We start from the raw sequence: 20,046 nt of genomic DNA on the forward strand, positions 1-20,046 counted from the left end.
GACGGCGGCGCGCAGATCGCCGCACCGCCGCGCCGTCGGCTCCGACTGCTGCTGACGGTGGCCGCCACGGTGCTGGCAGTGGACGTCGTCACTAAGGTCCTGGCGGTGCGATACCTGACGCCCGGCCAGCCGGTGCCGATCATCGGCGACACCGTCACCTGGACCCTGGTCCGCAACTCCGGTGCCGCCTTCTCGATGGCCACCGGATACACCTGGGTGCTCACCCTGGTGGCCATCGGGGTGGTGGTCGGCATCGTCTGGATGGGCCGCCGGCTGGTGTCGCCCTGGTGGGCGGTCGGGCTCGGGATGATCCTCGGCGGGGCGCTGGGCAACCTGGTGGACCGGTTCTTCCGGTCGCCGGGCCCGCTGCGCGGGCACGTGGTGGACTTCCTGTCCGTCGGCTGGTGGCCGGTGTTCAACGTCGCCGACCCCGCGGTGGTCGGCGGGGCGATGCTGCTGGTGGGCCTTTCGATCTTCGGCTACGACTTCGACAGTCCGCACCGGCGCGAGACCGGGAGCGAGCCGGCCTGATGGCCGAGCGGTCCATGCCGGTGCCCGAGGGCCTGGCCGGTATGCGGGTGGATGCCGGTGTGGCCAGGCTGCTGGGCCTCTCCCGAACCGCGGTGGCGGCGGTCGCCGAGGAAGGCGGGGTGCTCCTCGACGGAGTGCCGGCCGGCAAGTCCGATCGGCTGGAAGCCGGGGCGTGGCTGACCGTCACACTGCCGGAACCGCCTGCCCCGGTGGAGAACACGCCCGTCGACGTCGAGGGCATGACGATCCTGTACGCCGACGACGACATCGTCGCCGTCGACAAGCCGCCCGGGGTGGCGGCGCACGCGACGGTGGGCTGGCACGGCCCCACGGTGCTGGGCGGACTGGCCGCGGCCGGCTTCCGGGTCAGCACCTCCGGGATCCACGAACGGCAGGGCATCGTGCAGCGACTCGACGTCGGCACCTCCGGCGTCATGGTGGTCGCGCTGTCCGAACGGGCCTACACGGTGCTCAAGCGGGCGTTCAAGCAGCGCACCGTCGACAAGCGGTATCACGCTGTGGTGCAAGGACATCCGGATCCCTCCAGCGGAACGATCGACGCGCCGATCGGACGGCACCGCGGCCACGACTGGAAGTTCGCCGTCACCGAGAACGGGCGGCACAGCATCACCCACTACGACACCCTGGAGATGTTCCGGGCCGCCAGCCTGCTCGACATCCACCTGGAAACCGGACGCACCCACCAGATCCGGGTGCATTTCGCCGCGCTGCACCATCCCTGCGTCGGTGACCTGACCTACGGCGCCGACCCGGTGCTGGCCAAACGGCTGGGCCTGGAGCGGCAGTGGCTGCACGCCTGCTCGCTGGCCTTCGCGCACCCCGCCGACGGCCGCCGCATCGAGATCACCAGCCGGTATCCGGGCGACCTGCAGCACGCGCTGGATGTGCTGCGCGCCGATTCGTGAGCGCCCCGGCGGACGTCAGCGGACTGCTCTACGGACTGGCGGCGTACGGGCTGTGGGGCGTCTTCCCGGCGTTCTTCAACCTGCTCGCCCCGGCCGGATCCCCGGAGGTGCTGGCCCACCGGGTGGTGTGGACCGGGCTGCTGATGGCGATCCTGCTGGCGCTCGTCGGGCGCCTGGGTGATCTGCGGAGGATCACCGGCCGCTCCTGGCTGCTGCTGACCGCCGCCTCGGCGCTGATCTCGACGAACTGGCTGATCTACATCTGGGCGGTCAACTCGGCACAGGTCGTCGACGCCGCCCTGGGCTACTTCATCAACCCACTGGTCAGCGTGGTGCTCGGAGTGGCGCTGTTCGGGGAGCGGCTCAACCCGGTCCAACTCGGCGCGGTGCTTCTCGCCGCGGCGGCGGTGGTGTTGCTGTCCACGGGCGTCGGCGGCCCGCCGCTGATCGCGATCGGCCTGGCGCTGTCCTTCGGCCTGTACGGGGCGGTCAAGAAGGTGGTGCCCACCGACCCGCGGGTCAGCGTCGGGGTCGAGACGGCCATCGCCGCGCCGTTCGCGCTGGCCTATCTGGTGTTCATCCAGATCAGCGGAGACGCCGACTTCGTCAACCACGGGCCGGCCCACACCGCGCTGATGGTGCTGTGCGGGCCGGTCACGGCGATCCCGCTGCTCTGTTTCGCCGCCGCCGCCCAGCGGCTTCCGCTGGTGACGTTGGGTCTGCTGCAGTTTCTGACCCCGTCCATGCAGATGGTCTGGGGTGTGCTGGTCGATCACGAACCGATGCCGCCGGTCCGTTGGCTGGGTTTCGCGCTGATCTGGACGGCCCTGGCGGTTTTCAGCGCCGACGCGTTGGCTCGCGCGTACCGCCGTCGCACGGGTAGCTTGCAGGCATCATGAGCCAGCGCAAGGGACTGAACCGCAAGATCTTGATCGCCGTCATGGCGGCGTTGTCGGCGGTGGCGATCATCGTGCCGATCGCGGGCACGCTGCTGGCGTGGAAGTTCGACGGCAACAGTGCCGAGACGCCGGTGACGACGACCACGACCAAGCCGCCGCTGACCATCAAGCCGCTGCCGGTGCGCCCGGTGGTCAGCGCGTTCGTCACCACGCCCGATCAGTGCCCGCCACCCGACCCGGTGCCCCCCGATCAGCCGATGCGGATCTGCGACATCAACAAGACGGCGGTCTACGAACTCCAGCCCGAGGCCCTGAGGGTCCAGTTGACCAACGTCGACTCGTTCCTCAACCCGCTGACCGGGGTGCAACTGGTGCAGATGACCATGACCAACGAGTCGGCCGAGGAGTTCGGCAAGTTCACCGCCGGCCAGGTGGGCAGGCAGGTGGCCTTCGTGCGGGGCGGGACGGTGGTGTGGGGCCCCAAGATCGTCGCCCCGATCGACGGCCAGGTGCTCCAGTTGTCCGGTGATCTGACCGCCGAACAGGCCAAGCAGATCGCGGGCATGCTGCGCGACCAGACCTGACCCGGGACACGACGGCACGACACGCCGAAGGGCGTCGTGGCCCGGCCCTAAACTGACGGGCCTATGGCGATCAACAGCGGGCGGGGCTTCGTGCACCTGCACAACCACACCGAGTACTCGATGCTCGACGGGGCCGCCAAGATCACGCCCATGCTGGCCGAGGCGCAGCGGCTGGAGATGCCGGCCATCGGCATGACCGACCACGGCAACATGTACGGGGCCAGCGAGTTCTTCCACGCCGCCAACAAGGTCGGCATCAAGCCGATCATCGGCGTCGAGGCGTACGTGGCGCCGGGTTCCCGTTTCGACACCCGCCGGATCCTGTGGGGCGACCCCAGCCAGAAGGGCGACGACGTCTCCGGCAGCGGGTCCTACACCCACCTGACCATGGTCGCCGAGAACTCCACCGGCCTGCGCAACCTGTTCAAGCTGTCCTCGCTGGCATCCTTCGAGGGTCAGCTGGGCAAGTGGAACCGGATGGACGCCGAGATCATCGCCGAGCACGCCCGGGGCATCATCGCCACCACCGGCTGCCCGTCGGGGGAGGTGCAGACCCGGTTGCGGCTCGGCCAGGTCGACGAGGCGATGGAATCGGCCGCCAGGTGGCGGGAGATCTTCGGTGCGGACAACTACTTCCTGGAACTGATGGACCACGGCCTGTCCATCGAGCGGCGGGTCCGGGACGGGCTGCTGGAGGTCGGCCGCAAGCTGGGTATCCCGGCCCTGGCCACCAACGACTGCCACTACGTCACCCGCGAGGCCGCGCACAGCCACGAGGCGCTGCTGTGCGTGCAGACCGGCAAGACGCTGTCGGACCCGAACCGGTTCAAGTTCGACGGCGACGGCTACTACCTGAAGTCCGCCGCCGAGATGCGCGCGCTGTGGGACGCCGAGATCCCGCAGGCCTGCGACTCCACCCTGCTCATCGCCGAACGGGTGGGGTCCTACGCCGACGTGTGGACCCCCCGGGACCGGATGCCGGTTTTCGGCGTTCCCGATGGTCACACCCAGGGCAGCTGGCTGCGCCACGAGGTCGACGCCGGCCTGGCCCGCCGATTCCCCGACGGCGTGCCGGCCGAGTACGTCGAGCGTGCCGCCTACGAGATCGGCGTCATCTGCGACAAGGGCTACCCGTCGTACTTCCTGATCGTGGCCGACCTGATCGGCTACGCCCGCTCGGTGGACATCCGGGTCGGGCCGGGCCGGGGTTCGGCGGCCGGGTCACTGGTGGCCTACGCGCTGCGGATCACCGACATCGACCCGATCGAGCACGGCCTGCTGTTCGAACGCTTCCTCAACCCCGAGCGCGCCTCGATGCCCGACATCGACATCGACTTCGACGACCGCCGCCGCGGGGAGATGGTGCGCTACGCCGCCGACAAGTACGGCAGCGACCGGGTGGCGCAGGTGATCACCTTCGGCACCATCAAGACCAAGGCCGCCCTCAAGGACGCCGCCCGGGTGCACTACGGCCAGCCCGGTTTCGCCATCGCCGACCGGATCACCAAGGCGCTGCCGCCGGCGATCATGGCCAAGGACATCCCGCTGTCGGGTATCACCGACCCGACCCACGAGCGGTACAAGGAGGCCGCCGAGGTTCGCGGGCTGATCGACACCGACCCCGATGTACGCACCATCTATGAGACCGCCCGCGGGCTGGAGGGCCTGGTCCGCAACGCCAGCGTGCACGCGTGCGCGGTGATCATGAGTTCCGAGCCGCTGATCGAGACGATCCCGCTGTGGCGCCGCCCCCAGGACGGCGCGATCATCACCGGCTGGGACTACCCGTCGTGTGAGGACATCGGCCTGCTGAAGATGGACTTCCTGGGCCTGCGCAACCTGACCATCATCGGTGACGCGATCGAGAACATCAAAGCCAACCGCGGCGTCGACCTGGAACTCGAGTCGCTGACCCTGGATGACCCGGCCACCTACGAATTGCTCTCCCGCGGAGACACTCTCGGCGTCTTCCAGCTCGACGGCGGACCGATGCGCGACCTGCTGCGCCGGATGCAGCCGACCGGGTTCGCCGACATCGTCGCCGTGCTGGCGCTGTACCGGCCGGGGCCGATGGGCGTCAACGCCCACAACGACTACGCCGACCGCAAGAACGGCCGTCAGGCCATCAAGCCGATCCACCCGGAGTTGGCCGAGCCTCTGGCAGACATTCTCGCCGAGACCTACGGCCTGATCGTCTACCAGGAACAGATCATGCGCATCGCGCAGAAGGTTGCCGGCTACTCGCTGGCCCGAGCGGACATCCTGCGCAAGGCGATGGGCAAGAAGAAGCGCGACGTGCTCGACAAGGAGTACGAGGGCTTTGCCGACGGGATGAAGGCCAACGGATTCTCCGCCGGCGCCATCAAGGTGCTGTGGGACACCATCCTGCCGTTCGCCGACTACGCGTTCAACAAGTCCCACGCGGCCGGCTACGGGCTGGTGTCGTACTGGACGGCGTACCTGAAGGCCAACTATCCGGGGGAGTACATGGCCGGCCTGCTCACCTCGGTGGGCGACGACAAGGACAAGGCTGCGGTGTACCTGGCCGACTGCCGCAAACTGGGCATCACCGTGCTGCCACCGGACGTCAACGAGTCGGAACTGAACTTCGCCTCGGTGGGCGCCGACATCCGCTTCGGTCTGGGCGCGGTGCGCAACGTCGGCGCCAACGTCGTCGGTTCGCTGATCGCGACCCGCACCGCCAAGGGCAAGTTCACCGACTTCTCCGACTACCTCAACAAGATCGACGTCGGCGCCTGCAACAAGAAGGTCACCGAGTCGCTGGTCAAGGCCGGGGCGTTCGACTCCCTGGGGCACCCCCGCAAGGGGCTGTTCCTGGTGCACAGCGACGCCGTCGAGTCGGTGCTGGGCACCAAGAAGGCCGAGGCGATGGGGCAGTTCGACCTCTTCGGCGGCGGCGACGGATACGGCGCCGGCGCCGGCGCCGGCGATTCAGCCTTCACCATCAGGGTTCCCGACGAGGAGTGGGACGACAAGCACAAGCTCGCACTGGAGCGCGAGATGCTCGGCCTGTACGTCTCCGGGCACCCGCTCAACGGCATCGCGCACCTGCTGTCCGCCCAGGTGGACACCGCGATTCCGGCCATCCTGGACGGCGACGTCGCCAACGACACCCAGGTGCGGGTCGGCGGGATACTGGCCTCGGTGAACCGCAGGGTCAACAAGAGCGGGATGCCCTGGGCCTCAGCCCAATTGGAGGATCTGACCGGGGGCATCGAGGTGATGTTCTTCCCCCAGACCTACTCGCTGTTCGGCGCGGAGATCGCCGACGACGCCGTGGTGCTGGTGGGCGGCAAGGTCCGCGTCCAGGACGACCGGGTCACCTTGCTGGCCAATGACCTTGTGGTGCCGGACTTCTCGAACGCCCAGCCGAACCGGCCGCTGGCGGTCAGCCTGCCCACCCGCCAGTGCACCCTGGACAAGGTGACCGCCCTCAAGCAGGTGCTGTCCCGGCATCCCGGCACCTCCCAGGTGCACCTGCGGCTGATCAGCGGCGACCGGATCACCACCCTGGAGTTGGACCAGTCGCTGCGGGTGACGCCGTCCTCGGCGCTGATGGGCGACCTCAAGGCCCTGCTCGGCCCGGGGTGCCTGGGCGGCTAGGCCGGCCGTTGGCCGGCGGGTTGCGCTGTCGCCCCAGGCCGCCTTTCGGGCGGCCGGATGCCCGGAGGAATGCCGGCAGTCGCACAAAGCCGGCGCCATACATCCGCTACTCGGGTCTGAAAGTGCTGTCCATCCGCGAGAGCGGCGACTTCGACCTGATCAAGCACAAATGGCTTGGCGTCGAGGAGACCTGACGGCTGTCGGTTCGCACCGGCGGGTCAGTCCTGAACCCGGCGGCAACCCCGAGCGGCTACCCAGCGAGGCGTCCTTCGCCGCGCTGTGCGGCACCGCACCGGTACCGGCATCCTCGGGAAAGACCCAACGGCACAGACTCTCCCGCGGCGGCGACCGAGCGGCCAACAACGCCCTGCACCGCATTGCCTTGGTCCGCATGTCGGCTGACAAACACACGTTGCACAACACTTCGGAGTCTGGCCCACCGTCATCTCTCGCCTCGAACGCGGACTACAACGCGATGACGCTCTCGTCGACAACTACCGACAATGGCTAGCAGCCGCCTGAGGCCTTGACAGCAATAGGAGCATCAAATCCGGATAGGTGAGGATCACCAGGCTGGGCCCGGCAGACGTCTACGTTGGTTATCTCGTCGAGCGGATCGTGCCCGGCAACCTGCGCTGCTGAGCCACAGGCTGTTACCGGGACCCGTCGCCCCGCGGCCGGACGGCCGGGGGTTCAGCGACGCGCAGACCTGACGCCGAGGTAGAAGGACAGCGTCTTCGGCGACACGCGGTTGCCGCCGAACCATGGCCACATGCGAAACGAGAACCCGCCGGCCTTCAGGTCCGGAGGGGAAGCCTTGTAGACCGTCTGAGCCCCGTGGCTGATCGTCACCCCGGCGTAGTCCACCGCGAACGCGAACGAGTCGCCGGCCGGAACCCTGATGATCTCGTCGTCCGACGGAAGCACCCTTTTATCGGCGACGTTGAAAGCCGGTGCCACCTCGAAGGTCTGAGCCTGCACGTTCCAGCGCCAGGCGACCATGGTGGCCTCGACGTTAGCCGGGATGCTGAAGCCGATTCCGGTCAGCTTGTTCCAGTCGTATTGATCGTCGTCGTTGAGGTCGTAGACCGTGTCAGGGGTGAACGTCGCCGATCCGGACACCGAGCGCACGAATGGATCGATCATGGGCGGAAGACCGATATGGGTGTTCTTGAGAATCGTCACCCGTCGTTGGCGCGGACCTGCCGGCGACTGCGCACCCGGCGCGATGGCGGGGTTCGACACCGTGGCCGCCGGGCGGTCGCCGCGAGCTCTGGCGGCCGTCACCGATGGAGCCCGCCTGCGCGGCACCGTGGTCGCCGACCGTTCGTTACCCGTCCGACGTGCCGTCGGCCCGGTACGGCCGGTAGGGGAGCCAGTCTGGGCTTCGCGAGGAGCGGACTGGGTCGCGGTGCGGGAGCCGGAGTCGGGTCGGCCGGTGTCGGCGGACGCTTCTGTCGCGCCCCAGCCGGCGATGGCCGCGCCGAGGCCGAGCGCTACCGCGCAGCCGGCCACGTGCACGCCGATCCTTGGGGAAGCTGTGCCCGGCATGGAGCTTGCACCTCCCAGGGGACGACAGTGACGAAGCGCAACGCCGGCGCTGCCGGAGTTCGGCTGTCACCAATGTAGACCACATCACGTTCGCCGGATCGCCCATACCCTCCCAGCGGACGCGGCTCTCGTCATCCGCCCATGCCGCGACCAACTCGGGGACTATCGACACCGGAGTGCTCTGCGCAACTTCTAGATACTGATCCAGCGATCAACCTCGCCGCCCGAGCCGTCGCCTACATCTGGAACGCCAAGCTCGCACACTTACGAATCAACTCTTAGTCTGCCTACATGCCGTTGACCGGAGACTACGAACCGAGCACCTCCGACTGGGCCCGCGAGAACGCCGAGTTGTACATGGCCTCGGGCGGCACCGAGGGAACCGAACTCAAAGGCAAGCCGGTCGTCCTGCTGACCACCCTCGGCGCCAGGTCCGGCAAGATCCGCAAGACGCCGCTGATGCGGGTCGAGCACGACGGCGAATACGCCGTCGTCGCCTCCCTCGGCGGGGCGCCCAGGAACCCGGTCTGGTACCACAACGTCAAGAGGCACCCCCGGGTGGAACTGCAGGACGGCACCCGGACCGGAGACTACGAGGCCCGCGAGGTGTTCGGCGAGGAGCGGGACCTGTGGTGGGAACGCGCCGTCCACGTCTGGCCCGACTACGCCGACTACCAGCGTAAAACCGATCGCCGGATCCCGGTGTTCGTGTTGACCCCGATTCACTGATTTCCCCGTGGCGGTGGCACCATTGACCGGTGTCCGCCGAGTTGAGTCAGAGCCGCCTCGCGTCGCCGCTGTCCGCGGCCGACGTCGACGAGGCCGCCCGGCGCATCGCCGAGGTCGTCGCGCGGACTCCGCTCGAGCACAGTGACCGGCTCTCGGCGATCACCGGAGCCGAGGTCTACCTCAAGCGCGAAGACCTGCAGAGCGTGCGGTCCTACAAGATCCGCGGCGCCTACAACCTTCTCAAGCAACTCACCGGCGATCAGTTGCGGGCCGGGGTGGTGTGCTCCTCGGCCGGCAACCACGCCCAGGGCTTCGCACTGGCCTGCCGGGCGCTGAAGGTGCACGGCCGGGTCTACGTGCCGGCCAAGACGCCCAAGCAGAAGCGCGACCGCATCCGCTACCACGGCGGGGACTTCATCGAACTGATCGTCGGCGGGGCCTCCTACGACGACGCCGCCGACGCCGCCCTCGCCGACGCCGCCCGCACCGGCGCGACCATCGTCCCGCCCTATGACGACCCCCGCACCATGGCCGGGCAGGGCACCATCGCGGTGGAGATCCTCGACCAGCTCGACGCCGAGCCGGACCTGGTGATCCTCGGCGTCGGCGGCGGCGGGTGCATCGCCGGCATCACCACCTATCTGGCCGAACGCACCTCGGCCACCTCGGTGCTCGGTGTCGAACCCGCCGGGGCGGCCTCGATGATCGCCGCGCTGGCCGCGGGCGGGCCGGTGACGCTGGAGGCGGTCGACCAGTTCGTCGACGGGGCGGCGGTCAAACGGGCCGGGGCGCTGACCTATCAGGCGCTGGCGGCGGCGGGGGACATGGTCTCGGTGACCACCGTCGAGGAGGGCGCGGTGTGCACCGCGATGCTCGACCTGTATCAGAACGAGGGCATCATCGCCGAGCCCGCCGGGGCGCTGTCGGTCGCCGGGCTGCTGGAGGCCGACATCGCGCCGGGATCGACGGTGGTGTGCCTGATCTCGGGCGGCAACAACGATGTGTCGCGCTACGGGGAGGTGCTGGAGCGGTCCCTGGTTCACCTCGGCCTCAAGCACTACTTCCTGGTCGACTTCCCGCAGGAGCCCGGTGCGCTGCGCCGCTTCCTCGACGAGGTGCTCGGCCCGAACGACGACATCACCCTGTTCGAGTACGTCAAGCGCAACAACCGGGAGACCGGCGAGGCGCTGGTCGGCATCGAACTCGGTTCGGCCGCCGGCTACGAGGGTCTGCGCGCCCGGATGGCGGCCTCGGGCCTGCACGTCGAGGCGCTGGAGCCGGGCTCCCCGGCGTACCGCTATCTGACCTGAGGCCCGGCGGGCCGGCCGCCGCGATCCACAGCCGTGCGCAGCACCGCCACCGAATGGGCCGGCAGGCGGGTGCATGTGTCCCTGACCTCCGGGTCGCCCCAGGCCAGGATCACCTCCCCGGCGGCATTCACGCACACCGCATCGGCACCGAGGTTGCAGGCGATGGCGATCCGGCCGCGGCGCATCACGATCCAGCGTTGCGACTCGTCGAAGTCGACGGCCAGATGGGGCAGCCACGGGTCGGCCATGTCGGGTTCGTCGTGGCGCAACCGGATCAGCGCGCGGTAGAACCGCAACAGTTCCGCGTGGCCGGGTTCGTGCGGTTCGGTCCAGTCGAGTTTGGAGCGTAGGAACGTCTGCGGGTCCTGCGGGTCGGGTACGGAGTCGGCGTCCCAGCCGTGTTCGGCGAACTCGGACTTGCGGCCCTCGGCGGTGGCGCGGGCCAGTTCCGGTTCGGGATGGGAGCTGAAGAACTGGAACGGCCGGGTGGACCCCCACTCCTCGCCCATGAAAAGCATTGCGGTGTAGGGGGATCCGAGGGCGAGCGCCACTTTGACGGCGAGTTGGCCGCTGTCGAGGTTCTGGGCCGGACGGTCGCCGGCGGCCCGGTTGCCGACCTGGTCGTGGGTGCAGGTGTAGGCCATCAGCCGGGTGGCGGGAATCAGCGTGGTGTCCAGTGGCCGGCCGTGCCGGCGCCCCCGGAACGACGAATAGGTGCCGGCGTGGAAGTAGCCGTGGCGCAGGGTGGTCGCCAGCGCGGCCATCGAACCGAAATCGCGGTAATAGCCCTGGCGTTCGCCGGAGACCGCACCGTGGATGGCGTGGTGGACGTCGTCGTCCCACTGCGCGGTCAGGCCGTAGCCGCCGCGGTCGCGAGGGGTGATCAGCTTCGGGTCGTTGAGGTCGCTCTCGGCGACCAGCGACAGCGGCCGGCCGAGAACCGCCGAGAGTGCGTCGGTCTCAACGGCCAACTCCTCGAGGATGTGGATGGCGGTGTCGTCGGCCAGGGCGTGCACCGCGTCCAGTCGCAGGCCGTCGGCGTGGAAGTCGCGCATCCAGCGCAGCGCGCAGTCGAGGATGTGGCGGCGGACCTCGTCGGCGCCCGGCCCGGAGAGGTTGACGCCCTCGCCCCACGGGTTGGCCGCCGCCGACAGGTACGGCCCGAACCGGGGCAGGTAGTTCCCGGACGGGCCGAAGTGGTTGAACACCGCGTCGATCAGCACGCCCAGGCCGCGGGCGTGACAGGCGTCGACCAGTCGCACCAATCCGTCCGGGCCGCCGTAGGGTTCGTGCACCGCGAACCACAACACGCCGTCGTAGCCCCAGCCGTGGGTGCCGTTGAAGGCGTTGACCGGCATCAGTTCGACGACGTCGACCCCGAGGTGCACCAGGTGGTCCAGTTTTCCGATCGCCGCGTCGAAGGTGCCCTCCGGGGTGAAGGTGCCGACGTGCAGTTCGTAGATCACCGCGCCCTCGACCGAGCGGCCCGGCCACCCGCCGTCGGTCCACCGCGCCCGGCGCGGGTCCCAGAGTTGGGAGCGCTCGTGCACGCCGTCGGGCTGGCGGGGCGACCGCGGATCGGGCAGCACACCCGCGTCGTCGTCGAGGACGAAGCCGTACCGGGCGTCCGGTTCGCACTCCACCGCGGCGCGCCACCACCCGTCGTCGGCGCGGGTCATCGGGTGCACCGCGCCCTCGACGTCGAGGCGGACCCGCCGCGGCAGCGGCGCCCACACCGCGAAATCAGTCATCTCGTTCCAGCAGGATCACCGGCAGCCCTGCGAACAGGTCGGCCGCCGGCGCCGGGCCGTCGTGCCGGCCGCCGCTCAACCGGTCGGTCCAGACGCCCGGCGGCAACTCGAGCATCGTTGTCCCCCAGCTGGTTTCGGCGAGCCGGACGGTCCAGCGAGTGACCGCGACCAGCACATCGTCACCGCGGCGGAAGGCCAGCAGATGCTCGGCGGCCGGGCCGGATGCCAGCACCGGCCGGTAGCCGCCCGCCAGGAACGTCTGCGGCCGGTCGCGGCGAGCCGCGAGGGCGGCGGCCACCACCCGCATCTTCGGATGCTCCATGCGGGACAGTGCCGCCCGCAGTCCGGCGTGGTCGACCGGCCGGCGATTGTCCGGGTCGACGAGGCTGTCCTCCCACAGTTCGGTGCCCTGGTAGACGTCCGGAATCCCGGGAACGGTCAGTGCGAGCATCTTCTGGGCCATCGCGTCGCTGTGGGCGTGCGGCAGCAGCCGGGCGACCAGTTCGGTCAGCCCGCCGGCGGCGGGGCCGTCCAGCACGGCGTCGAGCCAGGCGTGCACCGCATGTTCGAACCGCCGGTCCGGCTGGGTCCACGAGGTTCGCAGTCCGGCTTCCCGGACCGCCTTCTCGGCGTAGCGGTGCAGCCGCCGCCGCAGCGCGCCGGTGACCTGACCGTCGGCCGGCCACACCCCGAAGATGTTCTGCCACAGGAACAATCCGGTCTGCGGATCGGGGGAGGGCGCGGCCGTCTCCCACCGCGCGACCGTTTCCGACCACAGCCCGGGCACCTGGGAGAGCACGCCGATGCGGGCGCGCACATCCTCGCCGCGCTTGGTGTCGTGGGTGGACAGCGAGCTCATGGTGGCCGGCCACAATCGCGCCCGCACGGCCGCGCCGCGGTGGAACTCCGCGGCGCTGACACCGAACCGGTACGGTTCGCCGCCCACCTCGTTGAGCGAGACCAGTCTGGTGTCGCGGTAGAAGTGGCAGTCCTCGACGGATTTGGCGGTCATCGCCCCGCACAGCTGTTGCAGTCGCGCGGCCGGTTCCGGTTCGGTGATCGCCGCGGCGACGAGGGCCAGCGGCTCGGTCAGTTTCGGGTCGCCCGCCGCGGTCGTCGCCATCGCCGCGCCGAGAAGCTGCGACAGCGCCCGATAGTCGCAGCGGTAGACCCCGACGGCGGCGAGCAGCGCGGCCACGGCGTCGGGCAGCAGCGGATGACTGCTGCCGGTGGTCCGCTCGATCACACGGCACAGCCGGGCCAGTTCACTGCCGAGCAGCTCGTGTGCGGTCCGGATCTTCAGCTGCCGCAACGATTCCCGGGTCTCCGGGTAGGACACCCCGGCCGAGGCGGCCAGCGCTCCCAGTGCGTCGGCCCCGGACGGGTCGACGAGCACCCCGCCCACCTCGCGCAGGACGTCGTAGCCGGTGCTGCCCTGGATCGGCAGTGCGGGGTCCAGCGGCTCGCCCGGGGACAGGATCTTCTCGATGACGATCCACGCGCCCGGCCCGGCCAGCTCCCGCAGCCGATCCAGGTAGCCGGGCGGGTCGGTCAGCCCGTCGGGGTGGTCGACCCGCACGCCGTCGACCAGGCCCTCGCCGAACCAGCGGGCCACCTCGGCGTGGGTTTCGGCGAACACCGCCGGATCCTCCTGGCGGATCCCGGCCAGGGTGTTGACGGCGAAGAACCGGCGGTACCCGCACACCCCGGCGTGCCAGTCCACCAGGCGGTAGTGCTGCCGGTCGTGGATCACCGACGCCGCGGCGCCGTCCGCGGCGGTGCCGGGAGCGGTCGGCAGCCTGATTCCGTGGATCCGCAGCATGTCGGCGTCGACGGTGAGCCGATCGAGGTCCTCCGCGGCGCCCAGCAGGGGAAGGATGATCCGGCCGTCGGGGTCCGCGGACCAGTCGATGTCGAAGAACCGCGCGTGACGGGAGTCCCGGCCGAGTCGCAGCACGTCCCACCACCACCGGTTGTGCTCGGGGATGCCCACCCCCAGGTGGTTGGGCACGATGTCGACGACCAGGCCCAGCCCGCGTGCCCGGGCCGCCCCCGACAGCGCCGCCAGGCCCTCGGGGCCGCCGAGGGAGGCCGAGACGGTGGTCGGGTCGGTGACGTCGTAGCCGTGGGCCGAGCCCGGCGCGGCGGTCAGCACCGGGGACAGGTAGAGGTGGGTGACGCCGAGTTCGGCGAGGTAATCCAGCAGCCTCTCGGCGTCGGCGAAGGTGAATCCGGGATGGTCGCCGTCGCTGCCGCGCAGTTGCAGGCGGTAGGTGGACAGCACCGGGGTGGGCATAGCTGCCTGTTCCCGCTAGCCGGTCTTTCGAAGCACGACCACCGACCGGCCCTGGACGGTGAGGGTCTCCCCGGCCGCCACCTGCTGCTCGGCGGCGCCCCGGCGGGCGAAGGTGTCGATGACCCCCTGCCACCGGCGGGCGTAGGGGGTTTCGGGCATGACGAAGTCCACCGGGTAGGCGTGGGCGTTGAAGCACAGCAGGAACGAGTCGTCGACGATGCGCCCGCCGCGGGCGTCGGGTTCGCGCAGTGCCTCCCCGTTGAGGCCCACCGCCACCGACTTGATGCCGGAGTGCCAGTCATCGGCGGTCATCTCGACACCGTTGCGGGTCAGCCAGTAGATGTCGCGCATGCGATGGGGACTCTGGGACGGTCGGCCGTCGAAGAAGCGCCGGCGCCGGAACACCGGGTGTTTGACCCGCAGTGCGGTCACCCTGCGGGTGAACTCCAGCATGTCTTCGTACTGGTCCGCCGCGCCCCAGTCGATCCAGGTGATCTCGTTGTCCTGGCAGTAGCCGTTGTTGTTGCCGCGCTGGGTGCGTCCCACCTCGTCGCCGTGGCTGATCATCGGAGTGCCCTGGGACAGCATCAGGGTGGCCATGATGTTGCGCATCTGCCGGTGTCTCAGTTCGACGATCTCCGGGTCTTCGGTGGGGCCCTCCACCCCGCAGTTCCACGACCGGTTGTGGTTCTCGCCGTCGCGGTTGTCCTCGCCGTTGGCGTCGTTGTGCTTGTGGTTGTAGGACACCAGGTCGGCCAGGGTGAAGCCGTCGTGGCAGGTGACGAAGTTGATGCTGGCGATGGGCCGCCGTCCGGTGGCCTCGTAGAGATCGGCGGAACCGGTCAGGCGGGAGGCGAACTCGCCCAGTGCCGCCGGTTCACCGCGCCAGTAGTCGCGCACGGTGTCGCGGTACTTGCCGTTCCACTCGGTCCACAGGCCGGGGAAGTTGCCCACCTGGTAGCCGCCCTCGCCGATGTCCCACGGTTCGGCGATGAGCTTGACCTGACTGATCACCGGATCCTGCTGGATGATGTCGAAGAAGGCCGACAGCCGGTCCACGTCGTAGAACTCCCGGGCCAGCGTGGCGGCCAGGTCGAAGCGGAACCCGTCGACGTGCATGTCCAGCACCCAGTACCGCAACGAATCCATGATGAGTTGCAGGGTGTGCGGGTGGCGGACGTTGAGGCTGTTGCCGGTTCCGGTGAAGTCCTTGTAGTGCCGCGGATCGGAATCGAGCAGGCGGTAGTAGGCGGCGTTGTCGATGCCGCGGAAGTTCACCGTCGGGCCGAGGTGGTCGGCCTCGGCGGTGTGGTTGTAGACCACGTCGAGGATGACTTCGATGCCGGCTTCGTGGAAGGTGCGCACCATGTTCTTGAACTCGCCGATCTCGCCGCCGGCGCGCTTGTTGGCCGCGTACTGGTGGTGCGGTGCGAAGAACCCGAAAGTGTTGTAGCCCCAGTAGTTTCGCAGTCCCAGGTCGAGCAGCCGCTTGTCGTTCATGAACTGATGAACCGGCATGAGTTCGATCGCGGTGACGTTGAGTGACTTGAGGTGGTCGATCACGGCGGGGTGCGCCAGGCCGGCGTAGGTGCCGCGCAACTCCTCGGGGACGTGCGGATGGGTCTGTGTCAGGCCCTTGACGTGGGCCTCGTAGATGATCGTTTCGTGGTAGGGCACCCGCGGTGCGTGGTCCGAGCCCCACTGGAAGAACGGGTTGATCACCACACTGGTCATCGTGTGGCCCAGCGAGTCCACCATCGGCGGAGTGCCCCCCGAGGCGGGATCGGCCGCCCCCAGGTCGTAGGAGTACAGCGCCTGGGTGAAATCGAAGTCGCCGTGGAAGGACTTGCCGTAGGGGTCCAGCAGCAGCTTGCTGGGGTCGCAGCGTTGCCCGGCCCACGGGTCCCACGGGCCGTGCACCCGGAATCCGTAGCGCTGCCCCGGGGAGATGCCGGGCAGGTAGGCGTGCCAGACGAACCCGTCGACCTCCTCCAGTCGGATGCGGGTCTCGACGTTGCCCTCGCCGATCAGGCACAGTTCGACGTTCTCGGCCACCTCGGAGAACACCGAGAAGTTGGTGCCGGCGCCGTCGTAGGTGGCGCCCAGCGGGTAGGGGGTGCCGGGCCAGACGTTGGTCGGAGGGCTCGGCGGCATGGGACGACCCTATCGACGCCGGGCCGAAACGGTGGGCCGTCGCGCGCCTTCGATTCCGCGGCCGGTCACCACCAGCCGGTGGCCTCACCGATCTGGCGGCCCAGTTCGGGGGTCATGGTGCGCATGTAGGTGGCCGAGAGGTGATGGGCGTCGTGGTACACCAGCACATTTCCCTCGATGGCGCGGCAGAAGTCCGCACGGCACACCGCGTCGCTCATGTCGAGGACCTTCATCAAGGGGAACCTGCCGACGAAGTCCAGCGTCGGGTTGGTGCCGGCGAGCACCCGTGAGCGTCTGATCCCGCAGGACACCGCGTCCCCGCCGTCGGCCAGGCAGTCCGTCGGCATGAACGGCTTGCCGTTGCGCACCAGCCACGGGGTGTCGCGCATCGCCAGGACGGGAATCCGGTGCTCCGACAGGGTCTGCCAGATTCCGATGTAGCTGGCCGGCATGGTGTCACCCGGCTTGACGTTCCACGGGCGGGTGGACGTGGTGAACACGAAGTCCGGGCGGTCGCGGATCAGTTTGTCCATCACCCGCTCGTTCCACTGACGGCACTTGGGGTACGGGCGGTTGTCTCCCATCACCAGCGGGTTCGGCTCGGTGGTCAGCGGGCAACCCATCTTCAGGTAGGTGACCACCTTGAAGTGGTGCTCCCTGCCCAGGGCGTCCAGCGCGGTGATCCAATGCTCGGCGTGCGAGCCGCCGGCCAGGGCGATGGTGCGGGTCGCCGAGGGATCGCCGTAGCTGCAGTTGATGATCCCGATGTTGTCGAAGTCGCTGATGCAACCGTCGCTGGTGGACTCCGGAACGTCGTCGCGGGCCTCCAGAACGGTGGGCCGGAACGGCAGGTCCGGCACCTTGGCGCCGTCGATCAGCGCCCGCGCCCCCGGGTAGCCGTCCGGCGCCAGACCGGCCAGTTCCCTGCCGTCGGCGCGCATGTCGGTCACGTGCGTGCGCCAGGCGAAAGACGTCGTCGTCAGCGCCACCCCGAGGAGCACGACCACGGTGGAGCCCACGATCGCCGGGCGGCGCAGTCGGGACGGCCGGGAGGCGCCGGTCGGCGCCGGCCTGCGCTCGCGCAGGGGTTCCTCGACGAATCGCATGGTGAGGTAGGCCAACAACCCCGACACCAGCAGGATGGCCAGTCCGTCCCAGAAGCTCGCGTGCGCCCCGCCGGTGTAGGCCAGCCAGAAGATCAGCAGCGGCCAGTGCCACAGGTACAGCGAGTACGCCATCGCCCCGAGTCGCACCAACGGGCGGGTCGCCAGCAGGCGGTTGGGCAGCGGTTGCCGCTGCGAACCGAGATTGCCGCCGGCCAGGATCAGCAGCACGGTGGCGCCCACCGGAACCAGCGCCCACGGGCCGGGGAACTGCTTGACGCCGTCGATCAGCGCCCCGCAGGACAGGATCGTCAGCAACCCCAGGACCGCCAGCACGGTGCGCAGCCACCTCGGCCAGCCGATGACCGGGAGCAACGCGCCGACGAGAACGCCGAGCAGCAGTTCCCAGGCCCGGGCGAAGCTGTTGTAGTAGGCGCTGACCTGGTCGCTCTGATGGGCGACGACGGCGTACCAGAAGGACGCCACGGTGAGGGCGCCGATCAGCACGACGAACACCGTCCGAAGCCGCCTGCCGCCCAGCCGGCTGCGCAGCAGCGCCGCGACGCCGAGGACCAGCAGCAGGAAGGCGATGTAGAACTGCCCCTGCACCGACATCGACCAGATGTGCTGCAGCGGCGAGACCGCCTCTGCGGCGCGCCGGTAGTTCGACGCCGTCGCCGCCAGTTCCCAGTTCTGGTAGTAACCCAGGCTGGCCAGGCTCTGGTCGGCGAAGGTCTCCCACCGCGTCTGGGGCTGAACCAGCACGGTGAGCACCCCGGCGGCGCTGAGCACCACGATGAGCGCCGGCAGCAGCCGCCGCGCCAGCCGCCCGATGGTCGGCACCGGGGACAGCGAGGATCCCGGGGTCAGGACGCGGCGCAGCAGCGAACTGCCGAAGAAGAACCCGGACAGCGCCAGGAACACGTCGACGCCGCCGGACACCCGGCCGAACCACACGTGGAACACCGCCACCAACGCGATCGCCACACCGCGTAGACCGTCGAGGTCACGGCGGTACAGCGCCGCCCGGGCCGGCGGTGCGGCAGCCGGGTCGGTCGGCGCAGACGTCATCGGACCCGGGTCGGTGGACTCCGCCGGCCGGGTGAGGGTGGGGGCGGCCATATCGGGGCCAAATCTATCAACCCGTGGCCTGGTCTCCTTCCGTCGGAGCGGCCATCGACCGGGCGTACGCTGCTCAGCGTGCCGGCGTTGACTCCGCAGCAGATCAGCGCCATCGACGCCGCGCACGTCTGGCACCCGTACAGCACCGTCGGCGCCGGGGCCGTGGCACCCGTCGTCGCCACCGGGGCGAAGGGGGCCTGGCTGACGGTGGTCCGGGACGGGACCGAGGTCCGTGTCCTGGACGCGATGGCGTCCTGGTGGACCGCCGTCCACGGCCACGGCCACCCGGTCCTGGACGCCGCGGTCACCCGGCAACTGCAGACGATGAACCACGTGATGTTCGGCGGCCTGACCCACGAGCCGGCGGCCCGGCTGGCCCAACTGCTGGTCGACGTCACCCCGGCCGGTCTGGACACGGTGTTCTTCTCCGACTCCGGGTCGGTTGCCGTCGAGGTGGCGGTCAAGATGGCGCTGCAGTTCTGGCGCGGCGCCGGCCGCTACGGCAAGCACCGGCTGATGACCTGGCGCGGCGGGTATCACGGGGACACCTTCGCCCCGATGAGCGTCTGCGACCCCGACGGCGGTATGCACACGCTGTGGCGCGACGTGCTGGCCGAGCAGGTGTTCGCACCGCCGGTGCCGGCTGATTACGACCCGGGCTACGTGACCGCGTTCGAGGACCGATTGCGTTGTCACGCAGACGAACTCGCCGCGGTTATCGTCGAACCGGTGGTCCAGGGCGCCGGCGGGATGCGGTTCCACGACCCGCGGTACCTGGCCGATCTGCGGGACATCTGCGACCGCAACGACGTGCTGCTGATCTTCGACGAGATCGCCACCGGCTTCGGCCGCACCGGGGAGTTGTTCGCCGCCGACCACGCCGGCGTCAGCCCCGACATAATGTGCGTCGGCAAGGCGCTGACCGGCGGCTACCTCACGCTGGCCGCGACCCTGTGCACCCGGGCCGTCGCCGAGGGCATCAGCGGCGGGGAGGCCGGGGCGCTGATGCACGGGCCGACCTTCATGGCCAACGCGCTGGCCTGCGCGGTGGCGGTGGCATCGGTGGAACTGCTGTTGCGCGGCGACTGGCGCGGCCGCGTCGCGGCCATCAACACCGGCCTGGCCGCGGGCCTGCGACCGGCCCGGGCCCTGCCCGGCGTCGCCGACGTCCGGGTGTGCGGAGCGATCGGCGTCATCGAGACCCGCCGGCCCGTCGACCTGCGAACCGCCACCCCGGTGGCACTCGACCACGGGGTCTGGCTGCGGCCGTTCCGCAACCTGATCTACGTCATGCCGCCGTTCATCTGCACCGACGCCGAGGTCGGCCAGATCACCTCGGCGATGGTCGCGGTGGCCCGCGCCGTCGGTTAGGGGTCGCGGTCGCCCGCGCCGTCGGTTAGGGGTCGCGGTGGCCCGCGCCGTCGGTTAGGGGTCGCGGTGGCCCGCGCCGTCGGTTAGGGGTCGCG

13 protein-coding genes and 1 pseudogene are annotated in these 20,046 nt (G+C 69.7%); 9 read left to right on the top strand and 5 right to left on the bottom strand.

Features of this window, described 5'->3' with window-relative positions; translation table 11 throughout:
• Positions 1-15: 15 nt before the first annotated feature.
• From lspA to ADBZ5U_RS04680, 6 genes and pseudogenes are all read left to right on the top strand, one after another.
• Positions 16-531 (top strand): signal peptidase II, encoded by a 516-nt coding sequence (gene lspA / locus ADBZ5U_RS04655; RefSeq protein WP_526262892.1) that lies wholly within the window; start codon positions 16-18, stop codon positions 529-531.
• On the top strand, positions 531-1,457 hold the full coding sequence (locus ADBZ5U_RS04660; RefSeq protein ID WP_526262864.1) for an RluA family pseudouridine synthase: 927 nt from the start codon (positions 531-533) through the stop codon (positions 1,455-1,457). The genes lspA and ADBZ5U_RS04660 overlap by 1 nt, the downstream gene beginning before the upstream one ends.
• Positions 1,454-2,356: an EamA family transporter RarD gene (gene rarD, locus ADBZ5U_RS04665; protein WP_526262866.1), complete on the top strand. Its 903-nt coding sequence runs from the start codon at positions 1,454-1,456 to the stop codon at positions 2,354-2,356. The genes ADBZ5U_RS04660 and rarD overlap by 4 nt, the downstream gene beginning before the upstream one ends.
• The gene (locus ADBZ5U_RS04670) at positions 2,353-2,940 is read left to right on the top strand and encodes a SecDF P1 head subdomain-containing protein (protein WP_526262868.1); all 588 of its coding nucleotides are present in this window, start codon (positions 2,353-2,355) and stop codon (positions 2,938-2,940) included. Before rarD ends, ADBZ5U_RS04670 begins: the two co-directional genes overlap by 4 nt.
• Before the next feature lie 63 nt (positions 2,941-3,003).
• A complete protein-coding gene (gene dnaE / locus ADBZ5U_RS04675; RefSeq protein WP_526262870.1) occupies positions 3,004-6,564 on the top strand; it encodes a DNA polymerase III subunit alpha in 3,561 nt (1,186 codons plus the stop codon).
• Positions 6,565-6,796: 232 nt separating this feature from the next.
• Positions 6,797-7,086: pseudogene (locus ADBZ5U_RS04680) on the top strand (transposase); the annotation flags it as partial.
• Positions 7,087-7,257: 171 nt separating this feature from the next.
• On the opposite strand, the gene ADBZ5U_RS04685 reads toward ADBZ5U_RS04680, so the two are convergent.
• Positions 7,258-7,710 (bottom strand): hypothetical protein, encoded by a 453-nt coding sequence (locus ADBZ5U_RS04685; RefSeq protein ID WP_526262872.1) that lies wholly within the window; start codon positions 7,708-7,710, stop codon positions 7,258-7,260.
• Positions 7,711-8,406: 696 nt separating this feature from the next.
• On the opposite strand from ADBZ5U_RS04685, the gene ADBZ5U_RS04690 reads away from it, so the two are divergent.
• Both ADBZ5U_RS04690 and ilvA read left to right on the top strand, forming a co-directional pair.
• Positions 8,407-8,844, top strand: a complete 438-nt coding sequence (locus ADBZ5U_RS04690; protein WP_526262874.1) for a nitroreductase family deazaflavin-dependent oxidoreductase — start codon at positions 8,407-8,409, stop codon at positions 8,842-8,844.
• Between the two features lie 29 nt (positions 8,845-8,873).
• A complete protein-coding gene (gene ilvA / locus ADBZ5U_RS04695) occupies positions 8,874-10,154 on the top strand; it encodes a threonine ammonia-lyase IlvA (RefSeq protein WP_526262876.1) in 1,281 nt (426 codons plus the stop codon).
• Here the strand turns inward: ilvA and treZ are convergent.
• The 4 genes from treZ to sucT form a co-directional block, all read right to left on the bottom strand.
• The gene (gene treZ / locus ADBZ5U_RS04700) at positions 10,142-11,905 is read right to left on the bottom strand and encodes a malto-oligosyltrehalose trehalohydrolase (protein WP_526262878.1); all 1,764 of its coding nucleotides are present in this window, start codon (positions 11,903-11,905) and stop codon (positions 10,142-10,144) included. The two genes, ilvA and treZ, sit on opposite strands and share 13 nt — an antisense overlap.
• Entirely contained in the window at positions 11,898-14,201 is a 2,304-nt protein-coding gene (gene treY / locus ADBZ5U_RS04705) for a malto-oligosyltrehalose synthase (protein ID WP_526262880.1), read from the bottom strand. Before treY ends, treZ begins: the two co-directional genes overlap by 8 nt.
• Positions 14,202-14,216: 15 nt before the next feature.
• Positions 14,217-16,355: a glycogen debranching protein GlgX gene (gene glgX, locus ADBZ5U_RS04710; RefSeq protein ID WP_526262882.1), complete on the bottom strand. Its 2,139-nt coding sequence runs from the start codon at positions 16,353-16,355 to the stop codon at positions 14,217-14,219.
• Between the two features lie 65 nt (positions 16,356-16,420).
• Positions 16,421-18,580 (bottom strand): acetyltransferase SucT, encoded by a 2,160-nt coding sequence (gene sucT, locus ADBZ5U_RS04715; RefSeq protein ID WP_526262884.1) that lies wholly within the window; start codon positions 18,578-18,580, stop codon positions 16,421-16,423.
• 69 nt (positions 18,581-18,649) lie between these two features.
• Here sucT and bioA point away from each other — a divergent pair, with 69 nt between their 5' ends.
• On the top strand, positions 18,650-19,951 hold the full coding sequence (gene bioA / locus ADBZ5U_RS04720) for an adenosylmethionine--8-amino-7-oxononanoate transaminase (protein WP_526262894.1): 1,302 nt from the start codon (positions 18,650-18,652) through the stop codon (positions 19,949-19,951).
• Positions 19,952-20,046 lie beyond the last annotated feature (95 nt).

The organism is Mycobacterium sp., from assembly GCF_040398885.1.
Classification (GTDB): domain Bacteria; phylum Actinomycetota; class Actinomycetes; order Mycobacteriales; family Mycobacteriaceae; genus Mycobacterium.